This is a genomic window from Pseudomonas sp. FP818 (assembly GCF_030687335.1).
Lineage (GTDB): Bacteria > Pseudomonadota > Gammaproteobacteria > Pseudomonadales > Pseudomonadaceae > Aquipseudomonas > Aquipseudomonas shahriarae.
The window spans coordinates 2,574,470-2,593,268 of sequence record NZ_CP117427.1 but is presented as its reverse complement, the minus strand read 5'-3'; the positions used below and the strand labels follow the sequence as shown (position 1 = coordinate 2,593,268).

Here is an 18,799-nt window from a genome sequence, read left to right as displayed (position 1 = left end):
GTACGGCTCCTCATTGCCACGAACGATGGTAGGCGCCCAGGGTGGTCTGGCTGCCTTCGGATAGACCGGCCAGCACACTGCGCCACTGGTCCTTGACCACAAAGCGTTCCGGCGCGCTGCGGTGGGCGTCCAGCGCGGCGCGCCAGACCCCGGTGACTTGCTCGACATACGCCGGGCTGCGCTGGCGGCCTTCGATTTTTACCGCAGCGACGCCCATGGCGATCAACTCGGGGATCAGGTCCAGGGTGTCGAGGCTGGTGGGTTCTTCGAGGGCATGGAAGCGCTTGCCATCGACCATGAAGCGGCCCTTGCACAGGGTCGGGTAGCCTGCCGGTTCGTCAGGGGTGTAGCGGTCGATCAGCACTTCGCTCAGGCGCGCACTCAGGCCGTCGGCGTCTTCACTCCAGCGCACCGCCTTGGCCGGTGAGCACACGCCACACAGGTTCGGCGATTCGCCAGTGATGTACGAAGACAGGTGGCAACGGCCCTCGGCCATGATGCACAGGCTGCCAAAGCCAAACACCTCAATCGGCACCGAGCTGCTGGCGGCCACATGCTTGACCTGGGCCAGGGACAACACCCGGGGCAAAACCGCACGACGGATACCGTAGCGCTCGGCGTAGAACTGCAACGCTGCCGCATGGGTTGCCGAGCCCTGAACGGAAAGGTGCAAGGCCATTTGCGGATGGCGGCTGCTGGCGTACTGCAGCACCCCCGGATCACCTGCGATCAGGGCATCCACGCCATGGTCGGCAGCGCGGTCCACCGCCCGTTGCCAGCGCTCCCAGCCCTTGGGCTGCGGGTAGGTATTGACCGCCACATACAGCTTGCGCTGGTGCTGGCGGATATGGGCGACGGCACCGTCGAACTGCTTGTCGTCCATATTCAGCCCGGCAAAATGCCGGGCATTGGTGTCATCGCGAAACCCCACGTACACCGCATCGGCACCTTGGCGCACGGCGGCTTTAAGCGCAGGCAGATTGCCTGCCGGGCAGACCAGTTGCATGGTTGATCCTCATCAGAAAATTCATCACCAACACCGCCCCCACAGTGATTTCCATCAAAGGGGGTTACTGCATCAGTTCGGCAAAAGACACGAACCGCACCAGCCCGCCCTTCTCCACTAGCTGATCACGCTCCACAATCGCCAGGCCATCGGCCCAGCATGCGGCGCTGAGCATCGCCGAGCTTTGCCGGGGGTGCAGCGTGACCCGCGCCTGGCCGTCGAGACCCGGGGTCAGACGTGCGCGCAGGTATTGGCGACGGCGGTTGCGCTGGGCCCAGATAAAATCGGCCGGCACCAGCAGCGGCACTGACGTGACCTCGGTCACACCCTGAGCGCGCAACAGAAACGGACGCACCACCACCAACGCGGTAATCAGTGCGGCCGAAGGGTTGCCGGGCAAACCGATCCATGGTTTGCCGGCTACATCGCCAAACGCCAGGGGCTTGCCCGGCTGAATCGCCAGGCGCCAGAAATCAACGTGGCCCAGTTCCTTGATGGCTTGCTTGAGGTGATCTTCCTCGCCCACCGACACTCCGCCGGAGGTCAGCAGCAGGTCGCATTCCGAGGACGCCAGGCTCAATGCATCGCGGCTGACGGCCAATTCGTCGGCCATCACCCCATAGTCATGCACCTCCACGCCCCAGCCTTGCAGCAAGGCCGCCAGGCAGTGGCGATTGCTGTTGTAGATCTGCCCTGGAGCCAGGTGATCGCCCGGCTCGCGCAGTTCATCACCACTGCTCAACAGGCACACCCGCAACGGTCGATAGACTTTGACCTGGGCCAGCCCGGCAGCCGCCAGCAGGCCCAGTTCCTGGGCGCGCAGGCGCTTGCCGGCCGGCAGCAGCAAGGCGCCCTGGGGTCACTTCTTCGCCTTGCTTGCGCACATGCTCACCCGTGCGCATCGGCGGGCACCAGATGCGTTGGCCATAGACCCGGCAACGCTCCTGGGGCACCACGGTGTCGGCCCCGGCCGGCAAGGGTGCGCCGGTAAAAATGCGCATGGTCTGCCCGCTGCCCAACGCCGTCGCGGCCTCCTCGCCAGCGGCAATCCGCCCGGCCAGGCGCAGGTAACCGCCCTCGGCCGGCAGGTCGGCAGCGCGCAAGGCGTAGCCGTCCATGGCGCTGTTGTCCCAGGCCGGCAGGTTTACCGGGGAAAAGATGTCGCCGGCCAACACCCGGCCCAGGGCCTGGGCGGTTTTCACCTGCTGCGTGGACGGCGGTGGCGGTGCCTGGGCCAACAGGCGTTCGATGGCCTCATCCACCGGGATCAGTTCGCCGCTTTCACACACCGATGTAGTCATGGCCGAGCCTCACAAGGTTCCAGCACTTGCGCGGCCTGGGGCTTGAGGTGCGGGGCGAAGTTACAGGGCCCGGTGCGGCTGTCCAGTTGCCCCAGGAGGATCTTGTCCCAACCGGTGCGGCAGGCGCCGGGCGAACCGGGCATGCAGCACACCAGCACGCCATTGCTCATGCCGGCCAGGGCGCGCGATTGCAGGGTCGACATGCCAATCTCTTGCAGGGACACCTGGCGGAACAGTTCGCCAAAGCCTTCGACATGCTTGTCCAGCAGTGGCAATACCGCTTGCGGGGTGTTGTCCCGCGCGGTAAAGCCGGTGCCGCCGGTGGTGAGGATCACTTGCACCTGGGGGTCGGCGATCCATTGCGAAATCTGTGCGCGGATCTGGTAGATATCGTCCACCACCAAGGCCCGGTCAATCAGCGCGTGACCAGCGGCTTGCACGCGGTCGCACAGGGTTTGCCCCGAGGTGTCGCTGTCAAAATTGCGCGTATCGCTGATGGTCAGTACGGCGATATTCAGTGAGACGAAATTGCGTTGAGTCAGATGTGCCATGGTGAAAATCCCGGAATAAATGAGCAATGGCGCCAGCCTGCACCGCAAACGCCGGCGGGCCTATTCCTCCGAGGAGGTACCTCTAGGTGAATTCAGGGGGCCAGGCGGCTGCGCTGCCAGGTGCCGTCGTGCAGGCGGTAATCGAGGCGGTCGTGCAGGCGATCGGCGCGGCCCTGCCAGAACTCCACACGCTCGGGTTGCAGGCAGTAACCGCCCCACTCCGCCGGGCGCGGCGGTGGTTGCCCGGCAAAGCGTTGGGTGGCATCGCGCAGACGGCCTTCCAGCTCGGCGCGATGGGCCAGGGGCTGGCTTTGCGGCGACGCCCAGGCGCCGACCTGGCTGGCCAGGGGCCGTGAGTTGAAGTACTCATCGGACAGCTGCGGCGCCAAACGCACGACCGTGCCTTCGATGCGCACCTGGCGTTCCAGGCCCGGCCAGAAAAAGGTCATGGCCGCGCTGGGATTGCTCGCCAGCTCCTGGCCCTTGGCGCTCTGGTAGTGGCCGAAAAAGGTGAAGCCTTCAGCGCTGAAGCCCTTGAGCAAGAGGATCCGGCAATGGGCACGGCCCTGGGCATCGACGGTGGCCAGGGCCATGCTGTTGGCCTCCACCGGCGCCACTTCAGTCTTGCGCGCCTGCTCCAGCCACTGGCCGAACAATACGAGGGGATCGTCCTGTACCAGGTCATCCCGCAAACCGTACAGGGTGTAGTTGCGGCGCATCTGCGCCAGGGAAAGGGGCATGGGGCGAACCTCCGGTCAATTCGCCACAGTCTGATCAGCCGCCGCCCTGCGCACCTTGATCGCGATCAACTGCGCGCCGCGGCATGGCGTCGCAGGCCGTTACTTGAGCCCCAGGCGCCGCGCCAGTTTGTGCAGGTTGCTGGAGTCCAGGCCAAGCATGCGCGCAGCGCTGGCCCAGTTATCGCCGGACAGGCTCAACGCCTGGCGCACCTTCTGGCGCTGGCAGTCGTCCACCGCATCGCTCAAGCTCTGGAACGCCGGCGCCGGCACTTCAGGCACAGGGGCCTGGGCCAAGGTGGCGCTGTCGAGATCCAGCAGCTCGGCTTCCAGGGTCATGATCTGGTTGCGATTGCCACCCCGGCTCAACTGCTTCAGAGCGGCGCGGCTGATCACGTGTTCCAGCTCGCGGACATTGCCCGGCCAGGCATAACCGAGCAGGGTCTGCTCGGCCGCCGGAGACAGACGCAAACCGCGCAGGCCCAGGCGCGCCCGGTTGAGCTCCAGGAAATGCCCGGCCAGCAGCAGCACATCGTGGCCACGCTCGCGCAGCGCCGGGATCGGTACCGGGTACACCGACAGTCGGTGGTACAGATCGGCGCGAAACAATCCTTGGCGAATGCTCTCGGGCAGGTGGCGGTTGGTCGCGGCGATAATCCGTACATCCACATGCAACGGCTTGTCGGCACCCAGGCGCTGGATCTCGCCGTTCTGCAAGGTGCGCAGCAGTTTGGCCTGCACACTCAACGGCAACTCGCCCACTTCATCGAGGAACAGCGTGCCGCCGTTGGCCGCATCAAAACGCCCGGCACGGTCGCTGGTGGCGCCGGAAAACGCACCTTTGACATGCCCGAACAACTCGCTCTCGGCCAACGACTCCGGCAGCGCCGCGCAGTTGACCTGGATCAGCGGCTTTTTACTGCGCCGCGACAGGCGATGCAGACGGCGCGCAAACAACTCCTTGCCCACCCCGGTTTCGCCGAGCAGCAGCACCGGCAGGTCCGAATCGGCGAGCACATCCAGCTCGTTGAGCAGTTGATGCAGCACCGGGCTCTGGCCGAGGATTTCGCCATCTTCGACGCTGGGCAAACCCGCCAGTGGTTCATTGCGCGACAGGCGCAGGCTGCGGTTTTCCTGCTCCAGGCGTGTGACCCGCACCGCGGCCTCGATCTGCAAGGTGCAGCGCTTGAGTTGCTCGCGGGCATTGGCGTCGAAGGTCCCGGCATGCAGCGCGTCCAGGGTGATCGCGCCCCAGGGCCGGCCTTCGACGAACAGGCTCACGCCCATGCAGTCATGCACCGGCAGCGGTTCGCCGACCTGGGTATCGAGTAACCCGTCATACGGGTCCGGCAGGCGGCTGTCGGGTTCGAACCAGGTCGGCTCGCGGGACGCCATGATCGCCGCCAGCCGCGGGTGCTGGGCAATCACAAAGCGTCGGCCAAGGGCCTCATGCACCAGCCCCACCGTGGCCACCGGGCGCAGGCTGTCGTCGCCGTCCAGGCGCAACAGGCCCACGGCGCCGCTATGGAAATATTCACGCAGGGTCTGCACCAGGCGTTGCAGGCGCACAGCATTGGGCAGTTCGACAATCAGATCGGCCGACAGACTTTCACGCAACATGGTCATTACTACCCTTGTATGGTCGGTTCTACCGTGCAGCATCAGGGTGTTCCTGACCACTACAAAAAATTAATCGCGTTTTTTCAATGACTTGCCGGTGGCACAAGGCATGCAATCACCGGCTTATCTGTTCACTTGATGAGGAAACCCGATGAACGCCATCGCCCCGGACAGCCTGCCCCAAGCGCAATTGATCGAGCATTTGCTGCAGCGTTACCACGCCCGCCACCGCGAACAACTGCCGGAACTGATCCGCCTGGCCAGCCGCGTCGAGCAGGTCCACGGCCATCACCTGGCCTGCCCCAATGGCCTGGCCGACTTGTTGCGGGATATCGAGCAGGAACTGGAGGGCCATATGCTCAAGGAGGAACAGGTGCTGTTCCCGATGCTGCAAATGGGCATGGGCCCCCAGGCCGCGCCGCCGATCCAGGTCATGCGCTATGAGCATGAACAACACGGCCAGGCCCTGGAGCAGTTGCTGGCGCTGACCCATCGCATCCAGCCGCCGGCTGACGCGTGCAATACCTGGCGCACCCTGTATCAAGGGCTGGAAGCGTTTCATGCAGACTTGCTGGAGCATATTCATCTGGAAAATGACGTGTTGTTTGTTCGTGCGCTAACAGCCTGACCCCTCTCCGTAGGAGCGAGCTTGCTCGCGCCTACAGGACTCAGCGCAGCATCAGCTTGGCCAGGATCACGATCAGCACCATATGCCCAAGGATGCTGCGGCGAATCCATACCGCTCGCAACGGGCTCAGGCGCTTTTGCGTCAGCCAGTACGCGAGCAACAGGTAATGCCCGATGATGCTCAGCGCCAATACGATCTTCAGGCTCAACATCGCCGAAAAATGACTGGCCCAGGGCGCGCCCAGCACGCCGCGGTAATGCCAGGCCAGGCCGACGCCCGCGCCATACAACAGCACCACCACCCCATGCAGCACCTGCCGCGAACGCCGGGCAATGGCTTGCTCGCTGGTGAACTGCGCCGACCAGGCCAACTCTTCGCGGGCGCGGTGCCAGATGAAAACCTCGAAGAACAGCGTGCCGATAAAGGCGATGGCCGCCAGCAGATGCACAATCAATAACCACGAATAGAGCATTGCCGTTCTCCTAGCCCGGATGGCCGTCAACCCGCGCACGCCACAGCATTGGGGCATAGCGCCATAGATACAGGCCCAGGCCCAGGGTCCAGCACAGGCCCGCCAGCCACAGCGCGGCATACGGCCAGATCAGCACCAGCAGCACCCGGCTCAGGCAGGCCAGGTTCAACAGCGCGAAAGCCAGGGTCATGCCCTTGGGCGGCGTCAGAGGCCGGCCGGTATGACCGAGGCTGACCCGCGCGATCATCGCCAGGATCAACCCGCCCATTGCCCCGACCGTCAGCGCATGCACCGCCAGGCTCGGGCTCAGTGGCACGCCCACGTGCCACAGCGCCATACCCAGGCAGGCCACAGCCAGCCAGGCATAGGCCAGGTGCAGCGACCACAGCAGCGGCACGCGCCACAAGCCTGGGTCGTGCCAGCGCACCAGGCGCAGCAGATGACCGAGCCCCAGCAGGGCAAACAACAGGCCGACCCAAAGGCTGGGCATCAGCGCCACGCCGCTGGCATACAGCAGCGCCACCAGCGCCGAGCCTGCCAACAGCAGGTAATCCAGCCACGGCCAGGGCTTCACTGCTTCAGTGCGCCCCAGGCCTCGCTGAGTGAAGAACGGAATCACCCGCCCGCCGATCAAGCCCATCATCGCCGCCACCAGCCACAACCCGGTCAACACCGCCTGGCGCTGCCAGCCTTCGTCAGCGCGCAGCAGGCCATACAGGGACAGGCCATCGGCCAGGGCCAACAACAGCAGGACCAGCACAATCGGGTAGTTGCGTTGTTGCCGCACTTTCCACAGGGTCCAGCCCATCAGCCCGGCGACCGCCAGGGGAAAGCTCAGCTCCAGCACCGCCAGCAGCGGCCACGGCAGGTTGAACAGCCAGGCCAGGCGTGCGGCCAGCCATACCCCGGCCAGCACCGCCAGGGGCATGCCGCTGATGCCGGGGCGGCCGGTCCAGGTCTGCACCGCCGTCAGCAGGAACCCGCCGATGATTGCCAGGGCAAAACCGAACAGCAGCTCATGGCGATGCCACGCCAGCCAACCGCCCGCCGGCTGCCAGCCCGCATCGCCGGCCAGGGCCAGCAGCCACAGGGGGATCGCCAGCAGCGCCAACAGGCAGCCACCGAGGAAAAATGGCCGGAAAGCCAGGCGAAACAACGGGGTAATCGACATAGCCTTGCGTCGATCCAGCACTTGCATACCACCACTCCTCAAGTCATTGCCGGCCCGATCATCCGGGATTGCCCGCCCCTGGCCCTTGTCGCAGATCAAGCGGGGTCCAGAGGCGGCGCACTATCCTTGGGGCCGTCGCGCAATCAGTGTTGCAAGGGCCGGGCCGAATTCCCCGGTGCGCCGCCCCACCCCTGTGGGAGCTGGCTTGCCTGGGATGCAAACACCTCGGTCTGGCGGTTACACCGCAGCGATGCCATCGCAGGCAAGCCAGCTCCCACAGGGGGGCGGTGTTGTATATGAGGGTTTAAATAACCATTAGAGGGTTAAAAGAACCCTTATAGGCCAGGTCATTTTGACCCTCAAGGCGCTACAGCCCAGGTTTTACAAGGCCCGTGCCTTGGCCCAGCTCTTGCTCTACTCGGTTATCCCTTATTACCGCCCCCACGGAGTCACCATGAAAAAAGTCATCCAGCCCCTCGCCTGGTTCGTGATCCTCGGTTCGATGATGGCGGCGGCCAGCGGCCTGTCGTTGTGGCTTGTATGATCCCGTCCCTGAGCTGTTCCAAGGATGCACCCCGGGTTTTGCACCGCGTGCATCATCAGATCCTGCGCAGCCATCACCTGTTCGAGCCGCTCAACGAAGAGCAGATGGATGAGTTGATGGCCAGCAGTCAACTGCTGAGTGTCGACAAGGGCGAGCCGTTGTTCCGCCAGGGCGAACCGGCCGATGCGTTTTACTTCGTGATTGCCGGCGCGGTGAAGATCTACCGCCTGACCCCGGACGGCCAGGAAAAAGTCTTTGAGGTGATCGGCGAACGACAGACCTTCGCCGAGGCGATGATGCTGATGGACACCCCCAACTACGTGGCCTGCGCCGAAGCGGTGTGCCCCACGCAGTTGTATCGCCTGTCCAACGCCACCTATATGCGCCTACTTCACAGCAACAGCCGCCTGACTTTCGCCCTGCTGGGCAAGTTGTGTGTGCGCCTGCACCAACGGGTCAACGAGATCGAGACCCTGTCGCTGAAAAACGCCACCCACCGGGTGGTGCGCTACCTGATGACGCAACTGGTGCGCCTGCACAGCGTCGACAGTTCATTCGAACTGCCCATGGCCAAGCAGTTGATCGCCGGGCACCTGTCGATCCAACCGGAGACGTTTTCGCGGATCATTCGCCGCTTGATCGACGAAAAAATCATCACCCAGGACGGGCGCCAGATCGCCATTCTTGACCGCCTGCGCCTGGAGCAATTCGAATGAACGCCGTGCGGGCCTGCCTGTATTGCCAACATGCCAACCCGCCGACGCAGACGGCCTGCGAACGCTGCGCCATGCCCCTGCCCGCCTCCACCGCATACCTTGAGGCGCGGCGGCTCAAGCGCTTCCAATGGTTCTGCCTGGGGCTGGCCGTGTTCTGCATCGTGATGTTTTTCTGGCTGCCCCGGGACTTCTACTGATCTTCGGTCAACTGCCGGTAGAGCTGCGGCAAGCGTAACGGCAGTTGCTCCGGCTGACGGATCAGGGTGTAGCCGTGGGCGCCGAACATGTACGGCAGGTAATCCCCGGCCTGTTTGTCGATGGTGATGCAGAACGGCACCAGGCCCTGACGCCGCGCTTCCATTACGGCCTGGCGGGTGTCCTCCACGCCATAGCGCCCCTCATACAAGTCCAGGTCGTTGGGCTTGCCATCGGTCACAATCAACAGCAGTTTGCGCCGTTGCTTGCAGGCCCCCAGGGTCTGGGTGGCGTGGCGGATGGCTGCGCCCATGCGCGTGTAGTAACCCGGTTTCAGGCCCTGAATGCAGCCACGGGTATGGTCGTCGTAGGGTTGCTGGAATGACTTGAGCTGTTGCAGGCGCACCTGCTGGCGACGCAAAGACGAGAAGCCATACAAGGCAAACGCATCGCCCAGGCCCGCCAGGCTTTCGCCAAACAGCAACAGGCTGTCGCGGATCACGTCGATGACCTTTTGCGTATCGTTCAAATGGGCATCGGTGGACATCGACAAATCGGCCAGCAGCAAACAGGCCAGGTCCCGCCGGGTGCGGCGCTGCTCCTTGAACAGGCCACGTTCGGCGCACGCTCCGTGTTGGCGTTCGACATGGAAGTCCAACCACGCCTGCAGGTCCAGCTCTGCGCCCTGGGGCTGTTGGCGCAGCCATTGGCGGTCGGTGCGCAGTAGCTGGAACTGGCGGCGCAAGCGCGCGGCCTGGGGCAACAGGCGCGCCGGCAACGGCTGGGGCGCACTGTCCCGGGGTTGCATCAGTTGCAGGTTGACGAAATTCGCTTGCAGGCACTGTTGGCGGTAGTCCCACTCGGGCAGTTTGATGCCTTCGCCCAGGGGGATATCGTCGACGTCGGCCGGGGGCAGATCCAGGTGCAGCTTGAGCCCGCCGCTCTTGCGCACGCGCTGGCGCGACAGGCTCAACTGGTCGAGGTCTTCGGCGACTCGCGCGGCATCTTCGTCCTCGGAATCGTCGGCCCAGCGGTCCAGATCGACATGCTCGGTCCAACTGAACAGGTTTTCCAGGCGCACCACCAACAGGCCGCCGTCGCGGCTGTTGTCGTCGACCCGGTTGGCCTGTTTAGGCGCGCCCTGCTGTTCGCCGGGCCGGGTTGCCAGGTCGTCGCCCTCTTCGTCCTGATCTGCGGCCTGCGGGCTGTGCAGGTGCAAGGGTGGATACAGCCACAGCGGCAACGGCCAGGCGGCACGCTCGCTGCGGGGTAACTGGCGGATGCTGCCGGGTTCGCGCAGAGCCTTGCGCAAGGCTTTTTCTACGGCAGCTTCGGCGGGGTTGAGGGTGGCGGGATCGGGGCGCAATTGCAGGTGGGCGTCCACCAGGCGCTGATAACTGGGGAGCATGGCCGGGTAGCGCTGCAACAGCAGCCAGGTCCAGCGCTGGTTGTCCCGGGCCCAGTGGGTCATCGGCCCGGCGTGCGCGGCCAGCAGCGCCAGCCAGCGGTACAGTTCCAGGTTCAGGGCGGCCGAGGGAAACACCGCCAGGCTTGCCGGCAGGCGCAAGCGATGACCATCGCACGAGGCCAGGGGAGCCTGCCGGCAGGTGCCGGCGATGCGCATCAACAGGTTGCGCCGCAGCAGCAGATCGCGCTCGCTGGCGGCTTCCACGGCTATCCCATGGGCGCCGCCCAGGGCGCGAAACAACAGGGCCAGGCTGCGCTGGCGGTCGACCAGATCGACCCGCGCCTCGGGGAAGTCGGCACTGGCGCGGCGGGTGATAAAGCGGTGCCAGACACTGCCGACCCACTCTTCCAACTCAAGGGTAAAGGCCATGTGAAGTGCTCCAGACGTAAAACGGCCCGCAGAACCTGCCGGGCCGCCCTCTTGGGGATTGACGTTTACCGGTTAAGCCGTCACGGGAGCGGCAGAGTTCAAGCCCTTGCCCCGCTGCCGGAAGCTCCACAGGTAGCAGAGCAGGCCGAGCAGGAACACCACGCCACTGGCCAGGCGTGCCCAGAACAGCACCGTCAGGTGGTCCATGGTGGCCATGAACGGCAGCGCCACACCGTCCACTTGCCAGCGTTGCAGCCAGACCTGCACGGCACCGGCAGCGGTGAGGAACAGGGTGATCATCACCATCGACAGGACCATCATCCAGAAGCCCCAGATCTCCAGGGTCTGCGAGCGTGCATCCGGTGCTTCACCAATACCGCGCAGGCGGGGCATGGCGTAGCTGATCAGGGTCATGACGATCATCGCGTAGGCACCGAAGAACGCCAGGTGGCCGTGGGCGGCGGTCAGTTGGGTGCCGTGGGTGTAGAAGTTGACCGGTGCCAGGGTGTGCAGGAACCCCCAGACCCCGGCGCCGAAGAACGCCGTGACCGTGGTGCCCTTGGCCCACAACGTGGCTGCCCGGTTCGGGTGCTGGCGGCGACGCTGTTTGACCATGGTGAAGGCAAACATCACCATCGCCAGGAAAGGCAGGGGCTCCAGGGCCGAGAAGATCGAGCCGACCCACAGCCACACCTCAGGCGCGCCGATCCAGAAGAAGTGGTGACCGGTGCCGATGATCCCGGTGATCAGGGCCATGGCGATGATCACGTACAGCCATTTTTCCACGACCTCACGGTCGACGCCGGTGACCTTGATCAGCACAAAGGCGAGCATCGAGCCCATGATCAGCTCCCACACGCCTTCCACCCAAAGATGCACCACCCACCACCAGTAGAACTTGTCCCGCGCCAGGTTGCCCGGGTTGTAGAACGAGAACAGGAAGAACACCGCCAGGCCGATCAGCCCGGTCATCATCACCATGCTCACGGTGGTCTTGCGGCCCTTGAGCAGGGTCATGCCGATGTTGTAGAGAAAGCCCAGGCAGACAACCACGATGCCCATTTTGGTGATGGTCGGCTGTTCCAGGAACTCACGGCCCATGGTCGGCAGCAGTTCGTTATGGGTCAACTTGGCCAGGGCCGCATAGGGCACCAGCAAGTAACCGAGAATGGTCAACACGCCGGCGGCGGCAAACACCCAGAACAACAGGATCGCCAGCTTGGGACTGTGCAACTCGCGGTCGGCCTCTTCCGGCACCAGGTAGTAGGCGGCGCCCATAAACCCGAACAGCAGCCAGACAATCAGCAGGTTGGTGTGGACCATGCGGGCCACGTTGAACGGGATCAGCGGGAACAGGAAGTCGCCGATCACGTATTGCAGGCCCATGATCAAACCGAACAGCACCTGGCCCAGGAACAGGATCAGCGCGAATACAAAGTAGGGTTTGGCGACGGCCTGGGATTGGAATTTCAGATATGGATTGACGGTACGCATCCCTCAGCCCTCCTTGTTTGGCGGCCAGCCATTGGTGTTGATCTTCGAGCTCCATTTGAGGAACTCGGCCATATCGTCCACCTCCTGATCGCTGAGGTTGAATTGCGGCATCGCGCGCCGGCCCGGAACGCCCAAGGGTTGCATCTTCATCCAGGCGTGCAGGAATGGCTTGAACGCTTCATCGCCGCCACGGCGGTTGAACACATTGCCCAGTTCCGGCGCAAAGTACGCGCCCTCGCCCAGCAAGGTGTGGCAGCCGACGCAGTTGTTGCGCTCCCAGACGCCCTTGCCGCGGACCACGGATTCGGTGAGTAGCTCCTGATTACTGCGAGAGGGAAAGGTTTGTTCGGTGTGGTAGGTCAGGGCCAGGAATATCAGGAAGAAGAACACGCTTCCTCCGAAGTAGATATTCCTGGCCATGCCCTTGGTGAAGGTCTCTGACATGGTCGCTTCCTCATTGCTTGGCAGGGACCATGATAGGAAGTGAGGGGGTAAAAGCTGCTTGATGGCGATCAAGAAATGCTGATGGTTTTGGTCGGGTATTGGGTGGGGTTGGGGTTGGGTACATATCCGTTGCTGCGGTAACGGCGGCTATTGGTTCCGCTCTTACAGCGGGTCACTTTTGGAAAAGAGCCCGGAGTGCCGGCCCAGCCAAAAGTAACCAAAAGGGCTCTTGCCCCACCACTCGGCACCTCGCCCAGGCTCGGTGTGCCCGTCATCCGACATTGATTTGGGGGGCCGCCGCGATGGGCCATCCATGGCCCAGCGCGGCTAAACCGGCGTCCTGCCGGTTTACCCCCCAAATCAATATCGGATGACGGCCAGCGTGGTTTAACGGGGCGCCTCAGATCAAAAGCAAAGCGAGGCGGCCTGACAGCCGACCTGATCGTCGAAGCGTGCGCGGACTCCTGTGGGAGCGGGCTTGCCTGCGATGGCGATGTATCAGTCGATAAATGTATTGGCTGATGAACCGCCATCGCAGGCAAGCCAGCTCCCACAGGGGAAGGCAGCTTCGCACCCCGGCTTTGCTGTTGCTCTGCTTTTGATCTGGCTTTTGATCTTAGGCGCCCCGTTAAACCACGATGGCCGCAGGCAGGTATTGCGCAGTGGGCACCCCGGCATGGATGCCGGGGTAGCCGCGACACGGCCATGGATGGCCGATCGCGGCGGGCCCACGGAGCAATGCCTGACTGCGGGCATGCCGAGCCTAGGCGAGGCACCGAGTGGTGGGGCAAGAGCCCTTTTGGTTACTTTTGGGGCTCTCCCTCCGTGTCAGGCTACCTGTCGCGCTTGTTGATTGACTCAATTATTCAAGAGGGCGAAGGTGTGTAGCAATGTCCAAGCGTTATGACGACGAATTCAAAGACTGGGCCGTTCTGCAAATGATGCCGCCCCTCAATCGCTCAGTGGCAGACCTTGCCGTTGCGCTCAACCTCACGCCACAGTCACTGCGTAACTGGAGACAAATGGCTAGAGATAAAGGTTTGATCGTGCCGGGAAACGGCAAAACCAGTGATCAATGGTCCAGCGCCGATAAATTCAATGCTGTCATGGAAACCGCTCCGTTGAGCGAGGTGGAAATCTCCCAATACTGCCGAATCAAGGGCGTTTATCCGGAGCAAATCCAGCAGTGGCGCGAAGCCTGTCAAAACGCCAATACCCTGGCTGACCTGAAGCCCAGCGCAGAGAAAACTGCCGAACAACGACGAATCAAAGAGCTGGAACGTCAGTTGATCCAATCCGATGCTGGACGTGCTGAGGCGGAGGCTTTGCTGGAACTCAGAAAAAAAGCCAATGCGATCTGGGGCAAGGACAAGGAAGACTGATCAGCGCCTCTGATCGTACGCAAGCCATGCAGTTGATTGCCGAGGCGGTGCTCGGTGGGGCTCGTCGATATCGGGCGTGCAACGAGCTGGGACTGAGCCTGCGCACGGTTCAACGTTGGCGATACGCCGCCTGCGACAAGCGCCTGCTGGCTCAGCGGGCAGCGCCGTCAAACAAACTCAGCGAAGCGGAGCGCCAAGCGGTGCTTGATGCGGCCAGTCAGGCTGGCTACGCCAGCCTCACACCGCACCAAATCGTTCCTAAGCTGGCGGATGAGGGTATCTATCTGGCTTCGGAGTCGACGTTTTATCGCGTGTTAAAAGCGGCTAATCAAAACGTGCGCCGTGGTCGTGCCAAAGCTCCGAAACGCAGGGCGCTGACAACGCATTGTGCTGACGGCCCCAATCAAGTGTGGTGCTGGGATATCACCTGGTTACCCAGCACCGTCAAGGGCCGTTTTTTCTACTGGTACATGGTCAAGGACATCTACAGCCGTAAATTGGTCGCCAATGAGGTGCATGAGGTGGAGTGCGCTGAGCATGCGTGCGAACTGCTCGAAAAGGGCTGCTTACGCGAACACACGGCCGGTCGTCCATTGGTGCTGCACTCGGATAATGGTCACGTTATGAGAGGCTCTTTGCTGCGTGAAAGCATGGTTTCGCTAGGCGTAGAGCCGTCATTTAGCCGACCGCGCGTGAGCAACGACAATGCATACGCCGAAGCACTTTTTCGTACCGCAAAGTACTGCCCACTCTGGCCGGACCAACCGTTTGATACCCTCACAGAAGCAAGACTTTGGGTACAAAAATTTATCGAGTGGTACAACGAAGATCATCGTCACAGCGCCTTGAAATACGTGACGCCGAACGAGCGCCACGAAGGCAAGGCGACAGCTCTATTACAAGCCCGAGTGGCGCTATATGAAGATGCCAGAGAAGCTAATCCGAGCCGCTGGAGTACCAGGACACGCAACTGGAAGTTGGCAGATGCGGTGTATTTGAACCCAGAACGCCCTGAAGTTAAGGGCGCAATGGGTTAGCCGCAGCAGTACTAAGGCGACAGGTACCTTGACACGTACCGCTCTTTTCCAAAAGTGACCCGCTGTAAAAGCGGAACCCTAAGTGGCCGTGACCGCAGCAACGGATATGTACCCAACCCCACCCCTGAAGAACCCCACATTACTGATAGCGAACGTTGCACACACTGGCCTTTGCCTGGATCACAACTCCCGTCTTCCAGAGCAGACGCAGGCAGTCTTGCAGGACCAGCAAGAAGCAACTGGTAGAGCACCGAACTACAAAGCCCGCTCCATCTTGATGATCTCAATGGACACCGGGCTATTGCCCCGGCTGAATGTTCCCTCGCCAATCTTGCGGAAGCCATGCGAGGCATAGAATTTTTCGGCGGTCAGGGTCGCCTCCAGATAGGCCCTGTCATGCCCAGCTGCGGCGATCCGCTGCAAAGCCTCGGCCAGCAGACGCGCACCAAGCCCCTGCCCGGCTGCCTCTCCACGAATAAACAACTTGCTGACTTCATGGCCGTCGATCTCCACGAAGCCCTGGAGCCTGTCGTTGCAAGCCAACCACAGGTTGCCCGCGTCGATGGCCGAGCGGTAGGTCTCAGGTGAGCGACCGTCGAGCCACATGGCGATCTGCTCGGGACCGTAGTCGGCATTGCACAGGTTTTCGACGGAGTTTTTATGCACCAGGAAGATGCTCTCGGCGTCTTCTGGGGTCGCTGGGCGGATCAGTAGATTTTTCATTCCCTTGAGATTCCGAGTGTGGCCAGTAAACCCAGGCGTTATAGCCGATCTTGCGCCGGGCAGCGACCGAAGACCGCACATGTTGTGCGTTGACCAACTTTCCGACACACCATATAGTGTGCCCACCCAGGCAGCCGACCACTACATAGTGTGCGAAGCCGGTAATCATCGAGTTTTCTGGACGGTTTCATACGCCGCCAGAACAGACCAGGAAGGAGTATTTCATGCTGAGTTGGGACGAAGTCGACAACGAAGACACCGGTGCAGCGGTCATCCGTGGCACCAACGCCGGCCACGCCACCGAAGCCAACATGGACCGCCTCGACGGTGCCGGCGCTGCCGCCGCCATCGAAGCCCGCGCCGTCACCGCCAACGACTCCGCCGCCATCGTGCGCGCCAAGGCTGCCCTGGACAAACTCGACGTCGCCGAAGGCCTCGCCGAACTCGAAGGCGCTTCCGCCCGTGTCGCCGTTGACGAAAAGCGCATGATCAACTGCCGCGCCGACCTCAACCAACTCGTACCCTTCAAGTACGACTGGGCCTGGCAGAAGTACCTCGACGGCTGCGCCAACCACTGGATGCCGCAAGAGGTCAACATGACCGCCGACATCGCCCTGTGGAAAAACCCCGAAGGCCTGACCGACGACGAACGTCGCATCGTCATGCGCAACCTGGGCTTCTTCTCCACTGCGGATTCGTTGGTAGCGAACAACCTGGTGCTGGCCGTGTACCGCCTGATCACCAACCCGGAGTGCCGCCAGTACATCCTGCGCCAGGCCTTCGAAGAAGCGATCCACACCCACGCCTACCAGTACTGCATCGAATCGCTGGCCATGGATGAAGGCGAGATCTTCAACATGTACCACGAGATTCCATCGGTCGCCAAAAAGGCAGCCTGGGGCCTGAAATACACCCGTTCGATCTCCGATCCGAAGTTCGAAACCGGCACCGTCGACACCGACAAAGAGCTGCTGCGCAACCTGGTCGCCTACTACTGCGTGCTGGAAGGCATCTTCTTCTACTGCGGTTTCACCCAGATCCTGTCCATGGGCCGCCGCAACAAAATGACCGGCGTGGCCGAGCAGTTCCAGTACATCCTGCGCGATGAGTCGATGCACCTGAACTTTGGCATCGACGTGATCAACCAGATCAAAATCGAAAACCCACACCTGTGGGATGCCGACATGAAGGAAGAAGCGACCCAGATGATCCTGCAAGGGACCCAGCTGGAGATCGAATACGCACGCGACACCATGCCGCGCGGCGTGTTGGGCATGAACGCGGCGATGATGGAGGACTACCTCAAGTTCATCGCCAACCGTCGCCTGTCGCAGATCGGCTTGAAGGAAGAATACCCAGGGACCACTAACCCGTTCCCGTGGATGAGCGAGATCATGGACTTGAAGAAAGAGAAGAACTTCTTTGAGACCCGCGTGATCGAGTATCAGACTGGTGGGGCGTTGAGCTGGGATTGATCCAATGCTATCGCCGGTTTGCCGGCGATAGCGATCTATCAGGCGCCACGCATCAGTTCGAGACTTGCTCAAGAAAGATCAGTTTCAGGGGTTCCTGGAGCAAGTCATCCGCCGTGGCGGCAAAGCGCTGGAAGTACGGCATTGCGAAATGCGCATCGAGGGCCGCCTGGTTTTTGAACGCTTCACGCATATAGAACGTGCCCGGCTCATCACGCAGTTCGAACAACACGTAATCCAGGTTGCCAGGCTCGGTGCGGGTTGGCTCGACCAAGGCCAGCAGGCCTGCCTTGAGTGCTTGTTCCTGGCCTGGCTTGGCCTTGAGTACGGCGATGGATATCAAAGGTTTGGTCATGCTGGCGACTCCGTTGGTAGGTTGGCTGGCACATGCAGCGAGCATCATACACAGCGATAAGCCCATGGCTTTGATCAGGGTGTTCATTGGAAATCCTCAAGCACAATCTTGCCCCGCGCCTTGCCGCTTTCGACCAGGGCATGGGCGCTGCGCATATTGGCCGCGTTGATCGCACCGAAATGTGCGCCCAGGGTGGTGTGCAACACGCCCTGGTCGATCAGTTGTGCAACCCGGTTGAGCAGGTGGTGTTGCTGGATCATATCCACCGTTTCAAACAACGAGCGGGTGAACATCAGTTCCCAGTGCAAGGACAAGGATTTGAGCTTGAGCGGCATCACATCCAGGCTGGCGGGATCGTCGATCAACCCCAGCCGCCCTTGTGGGCGAAGCACTTCGACCAGTTGCGGCAGGTACTCCTCGGTATGCGTGAGGCTGGCGACATGGCTGACCGCGTCAATGCCCAACGCTTGGAGCTGGGCCAGCATCGGCCGGCGATGGTCGATCACATGATGGGCCCCCATGCGCTGGACCCACCCAATGGTTTCCGGGCGCGAAGCCGTGCCGATCACCGTCATGTTGGTGAGTTGACGGGCCAGTTGCACCAGGATCGAACCCACGCCGCCGCCAGCACCGACCACCAGCAGCACATCCCCCTCGCCGCCGCCTTCGGTCACGCCCAGGCGGTCGAACAGCAGCTCCCAGGCGGTGATCGAGGTCAGCGGCAAGGCGGCGGCGTGCGCCGCATCCAGTGTGCGCGGATGATGGCCGACGATGCGCTCATCAACTACCTGGAACTCGCTGTAGCTGCCGGAGCGGATCAGGGAGCCGGCGTAGTACACCGCGTCGCCCGGTTTGAACAGGGTCACGTCGGCGCCCACCTGGCGCACGATGCCCGCCGCGTCCCAGCCGAGGATTTTCGGCTCCTTGGCAAAGGTGCCGGAACGCACCTTGGTATCGACCGGGTTGACCGCCACGGCCTGCACTTCCACCAGCAGGTCCCGAGGGCCCGGCTGCGGGGCTTCGATATTCACATCAATCAGCGAGCGCGGGTCGTCGATGGGCAGGCCATGCTCGGTAAAGGTAATTGCTTTCATGGGAACTCACGAGTGATGAG

16 protein-coding genes and 2 pseudogenes are annotated in these 18,799 nt (G+C 62.4%); 5 read left to right on the top strand and 13 right to left on the bottom strand.

Annotation, left to right across the window (positions count from 1 at the left end):
• Positions 1-10: 10 nt before the first annotated feature.
• The 5 genes and pseudogenes from PSH80_RS11605 to norR form a co-directional block, all read right to left on the bottom strand.
• Positions 11-1,006, bottom strand: coding sequence for a peptidase U32 family protein (locus PSH80_RS11605; RefSeq protein WP_057959567.1), 996 nt, complete (start codon positions 1,004-1,006; stop codon positions 11-13).
• Between the two features lie 64 nt (positions 1,007-1,070).
• A pseudogene (glp, locus tag PSH80_RS11600) lies at positions 1,071-2,307 on the bottom strand (gephyrin-like molybdotransferase Glp).
• Positions 2,304-2,858 (bottom strand): molybdenum cofactor biosynthesis protein B, encoded by a 555-nt coding sequence (gene moaB, locus PSH80_RS11595; RefSeq protein WP_057444821.1) that lies wholly within the window; start codon positions 2,856-2,858, stop codon positions 2,304-2,306. Before moaB ends, glp begins: the two are co-directional and overlap by 4 nt.
• Before the next feature lie 92 nt (positions 2,859-2,950).
• Positions 2,951-3,598 (bottom strand): pyridoxamine 5'-phosphate oxidase, encoded by a 648-nt coding sequence (gene pdxH / locus PSH80_RS11590; protein WP_057439727.1) that lies wholly within the window; start codon positions 3,596-3,598, stop codon positions 2,951-2,953.
• Between the two features lie 99 nt (positions 3,599-3,697).
• Positions 3,698-5,215 carry a nitric oxide reductase transcriptional regulator NorR gene (gene norR / locus PSH80_RS11585; RefSeq protein ID WP_186626247.1) on the bottom strand — a complete coding sequence of 506 codons (1,518 nt, stop codon included), beginning with the start codon at positions 5,213-5,215 and terminating at the stop codon, positions 3,698-3,700.
• A gap of 178 nt (positions 5,216-5,393) precedes the next feature.
• Here norR and PSH80_RS11580 point away from each other — a divergent pair.
• A pseudogene (locus tag PSH80_RS11580) lies at positions 5,394-5,843 on the top strand (hemerythrin domain-containing protein); the annotation flags it as partial.
• A gap of 40 nt (positions 5,844-5,883) precedes the next feature.
• Here PSH80_RS11580 and PSH80_RS11575 read toward each other — a convergent pair.
• Positions 5,884-6,315 carry a hypothetical protein gene (locus tag PSH80_RS11575; protein WP_057959566.1) on the bottom strand — a complete coding sequence of 144 codons (432 nt, stop codon included), beginning with the start codon at positions 6,313-6,315 and terminating at the stop codon, positions 5,884-5,886.
• Between the two features lie 10 nt (positions 6,316-6,325).
• Positions 6,326-7,513: an NnrS family protein gene (locus PSH80_RS11570; RefSeq protein WP_057959565.1), complete on the bottom strand. Its 1,188-nt coding sequence runs from the start codon at positions 7,511-7,513 to the stop codon at positions 6,326-6,328.
• 513 nt (positions 7,514-8,026) lie between these two features.
• Between PSH80_RS11570 and PSH80_RS11565 the strand changes: the two genes are divergently transcribed.
• Together PSH80_RS11565 and PSH80_RS11560 are read left to right on the top strand one after the other, a co-directional pair.
• Positions 8,027-8,746, top strand: a complete 720-nt coding sequence (locus tag PSH80_RS11565; protein WP_120732832.1) for a Crp/Fnr family transcriptional regulator — start codon at positions 8,027-8,029, stop codon at positions 8,744-8,746.
• Positions 8,743-8,943, top strand: a complete 201-nt coding sequence (locus tag PSH80_RS11560) for a protein DnrP (protein WP_198849369.1) — start codon at positions 8,743-8,745, stop codon at positions 8,941-8,943. Before PSH80_RS11565 ends, PSH80_RS11560 begins: the two co-directional genes overlap by 4 nt.
• On the opposite strand, the gene PSH80_RS11555 is transcribed toward PSH80_RS11560, so the two are convergent.
• The 3 genes from PSH80_RS11555 to PSH80_RS11545 all read right to left on the bottom strand — a co-directional run bounded on the left by PSH80_RS11555 (position 8,937) and on the right by PSH80_RS11545 (position 12,716).
• Positions 8,937-10,778, bottom strand: a complete 1,842-nt coding sequence (locus tag PSH80_RS11555; protein WP_200657143.1) for a nitric oxide reductase activation protein NorD — start codon at positions 10,776-10,778, stop codon at positions 8,937-8,939. The genes PSH80_RS11560 and PSH80_RS11555 overlap by 7 nt on opposite strands.
• A gap of 72 nt (positions 10,779-10,850) precedes the next feature.
• Entirely contained in the window at positions 10,851-12,272 is a 1,422-nt protein-coding gene (locus PSH80_RS11550) for a cbb3-type cytochrome c oxidase subunit I (protein WP_057959561.1), read from the bottom strand.
• 3 nt (positions 12,273-12,275) lie between these two features.
• On the bottom strand, positions 12,276-12,716 hold the full coding sequence (locus PSH80_RS11545) for a cytochrome c (RefSeq protein WP_057439734.1): 441 nt from the start codon (positions 12,714-12,716) through the stop codon (positions 12,276-12,278).
• A gap of 890 nt (positions 12,717-13,606) precedes the next feature.
• On the opposite strand from PSH80_RS11545, the gene PSH80_RS11540 reads away from it, so the two are divergent.
• Positions 13,607-15,135 (top strand): IS3 family transposase gene (locus tag PSH80_RS11540; protein WP_370693699.1). Its coding sequence is split into 2 segments (ribosomal slippage): positions 13,607-14,048 and positions 14,048-15,135, totalling 1,530 coding nucleotides; the frame shifts between segments, so codons are not numbered across the junction.
• 255 nt (positions 15,136-15,390) lie between these two features.
• Here the strand turns inward: PSH80_RS11540 and PSH80_RS11535 are convergent.
• On the bottom strand, positions 15,391-15,858 hold the full coding sequence (locus PSH80_RS11535) for a GNAT family N-acetyltransferase (protein WP_057439736.1): 468 nt from the start codon (positions 15,856-15,858) through the stop codon (positions 15,391-15,393).
• Positions 15,859-16,082: 224 nt separating this feature from the next.
• Here PSH80_RS11535 and PSH80_RS11530 point away from each other — a divergent pair, with 224 nt between their 5' ends.
• On the top strand, positions 16,083-17,333 hold the full coding sequence (locus tag PSH80_RS11530) for a ribonucleotide-diphosphate reductase subunit beta (RefSeq protein WP_170045163.1): 1,251 nt from the start codon (positions 16,083-16,085) through the stop codon (positions 17,331-17,333).
• Between the two features lie 52 nt (positions 17,334-17,385).
• Here the strand turns inward: PSH80_RS11530 and PSH80_RS11525 are convergent, their stop codons facing one another.
• Together PSH80_RS11525 and PSH80_RS11520 are read right to left on the bottom strand one after the other, a co-directional pair.
• Positions 17,386-17,685: a putative quinol monooxygenase gene (locus PSH80_RS11525; protein WP_057441906.1), complete on the bottom strand. Its 300-nt coding sequence runs from the start codon at positions 17,683-17,685 to the stop codon at positions 17,386-17,388.
• An 83-nt stretch (positions 17,686-17,768) separates the two neighbouring features.
• Entirely contained in the window at positions 17,769-18,779 is a 1,011-nt protein-coding gene (locus tag PSH80_RS11520; protein ID WP_282405774.1) for a zinc-binding alcohol dehydrogenase family protein, read from the bottom strand.
• Between the last annotated feature and the right edge of the window lie 20 nt (positions 18,780-18,799).

Bases quoted from the DNA above. Each gene is read 5' to 3' on its own strand.
- PSH80_RS11525 (WP_057441906.1), bottom strand. From the start codon at position 17,685: ATGACCAAACCTTTGATATCCATCGCCGTACTCAAGGCCAAGCCAGGC.
- PSH80_RS11535 (WP_057439736.1), bottom strand. From the start codon at position 15,858: ATGAAAAATCTACTGATCCGCCCAGCGACCCCAGAAGACGCCGAGAGC.
- pdxH (WP_057439727.1), bottom strand. From the start codon at position 3,598: ATGCCCCTTTCCCTGGCGCAGATGCGCCGCAACTACACCCTGTACGGT.
- PSH80_RS11530 (WP_170045163.1), top strand. From the start codon at position 16,083: ATGCTGAGTTGGGACGAAGTCGACAACGAAGACACCGGTGCAGCGGTC.
- PSH80_RS11575 (WP_057959566.1), bottom strand. From the start codon at position 6,315: ATGCTCTATTCGTGGTTATTGATTGTGCATCTGCTGGCGGCCATCGCC.
- PSH80_RS11560 (WP_198849369.1), top strand. From the start codon at position 8,743: ATGAACGCCGTGCGGGCCTGCCTGTATTGCCAACATGCCAACCCGCCG.
- PSH80_RS11545 (WP_057439734.1), bottom strand. From the start codon at position 12,716: ATGTCAGAGACCTTCACCAAGGGCATGGCCAGGAATATCTACTTCGGA.
- PSH80_RS11605 (WP_057959567.1), bottom strand. From the start codon at position 1,006: ATGCAACTGGTCTGCCCGGCAGGCAATCTGCCTGCGCTTAAAGCCGCC.
- PSH80_RS11520 (WP_282405774.1), bottom strand. From the start codon at position 18,779: ATGAAAGCAATTACCTTTACCGAGCATGGCCTGCCCATCGACGACCCG.
- moaB (WP_057444821.1), bottom strand. From the start codon at position 2,858: ATGGCACATCTGACTCAACGCAATTTCGTCTCACTGAATATCGCCGTA.
- PSH80_RS11550 (WP_057959561.1), bottom strand. From the start codon at position 12,272: ATGCGTACCGTCAATCCATATCTGAAATTCCAATCCCAGGCCGTCGCC.
- PSH80_RS11565 (WP_120732832.1), top strand. From the start codon at position 8,027: ATGATCCCGTCCCTGAGCTGTTCCAAGGATGCACCCCGGGTTTTGCAC.
- PSH80_RS11570 (WP_057959565.1), bottom strand. From the start codon at position 7,513: ATGCAAGTGCTGGATCGACGCAAGGCTATGTCGATTACCCCGTTGTTT.
- PSH80_RS11555 (WP_200657143.1), bottom strand. From the start codon at position 10,778: ATGGCCTTTACCCTTGAGTTGGAAGAGTGGGTCGGCAGTGTCTGGCAC.
- norR (WP_186626247.1), bottom strand. From the start codon at position 5,215: ATGTTGCGTGAAAGTCTGTCGGCCGATCTGATTGTCGAACTGCCCAAT.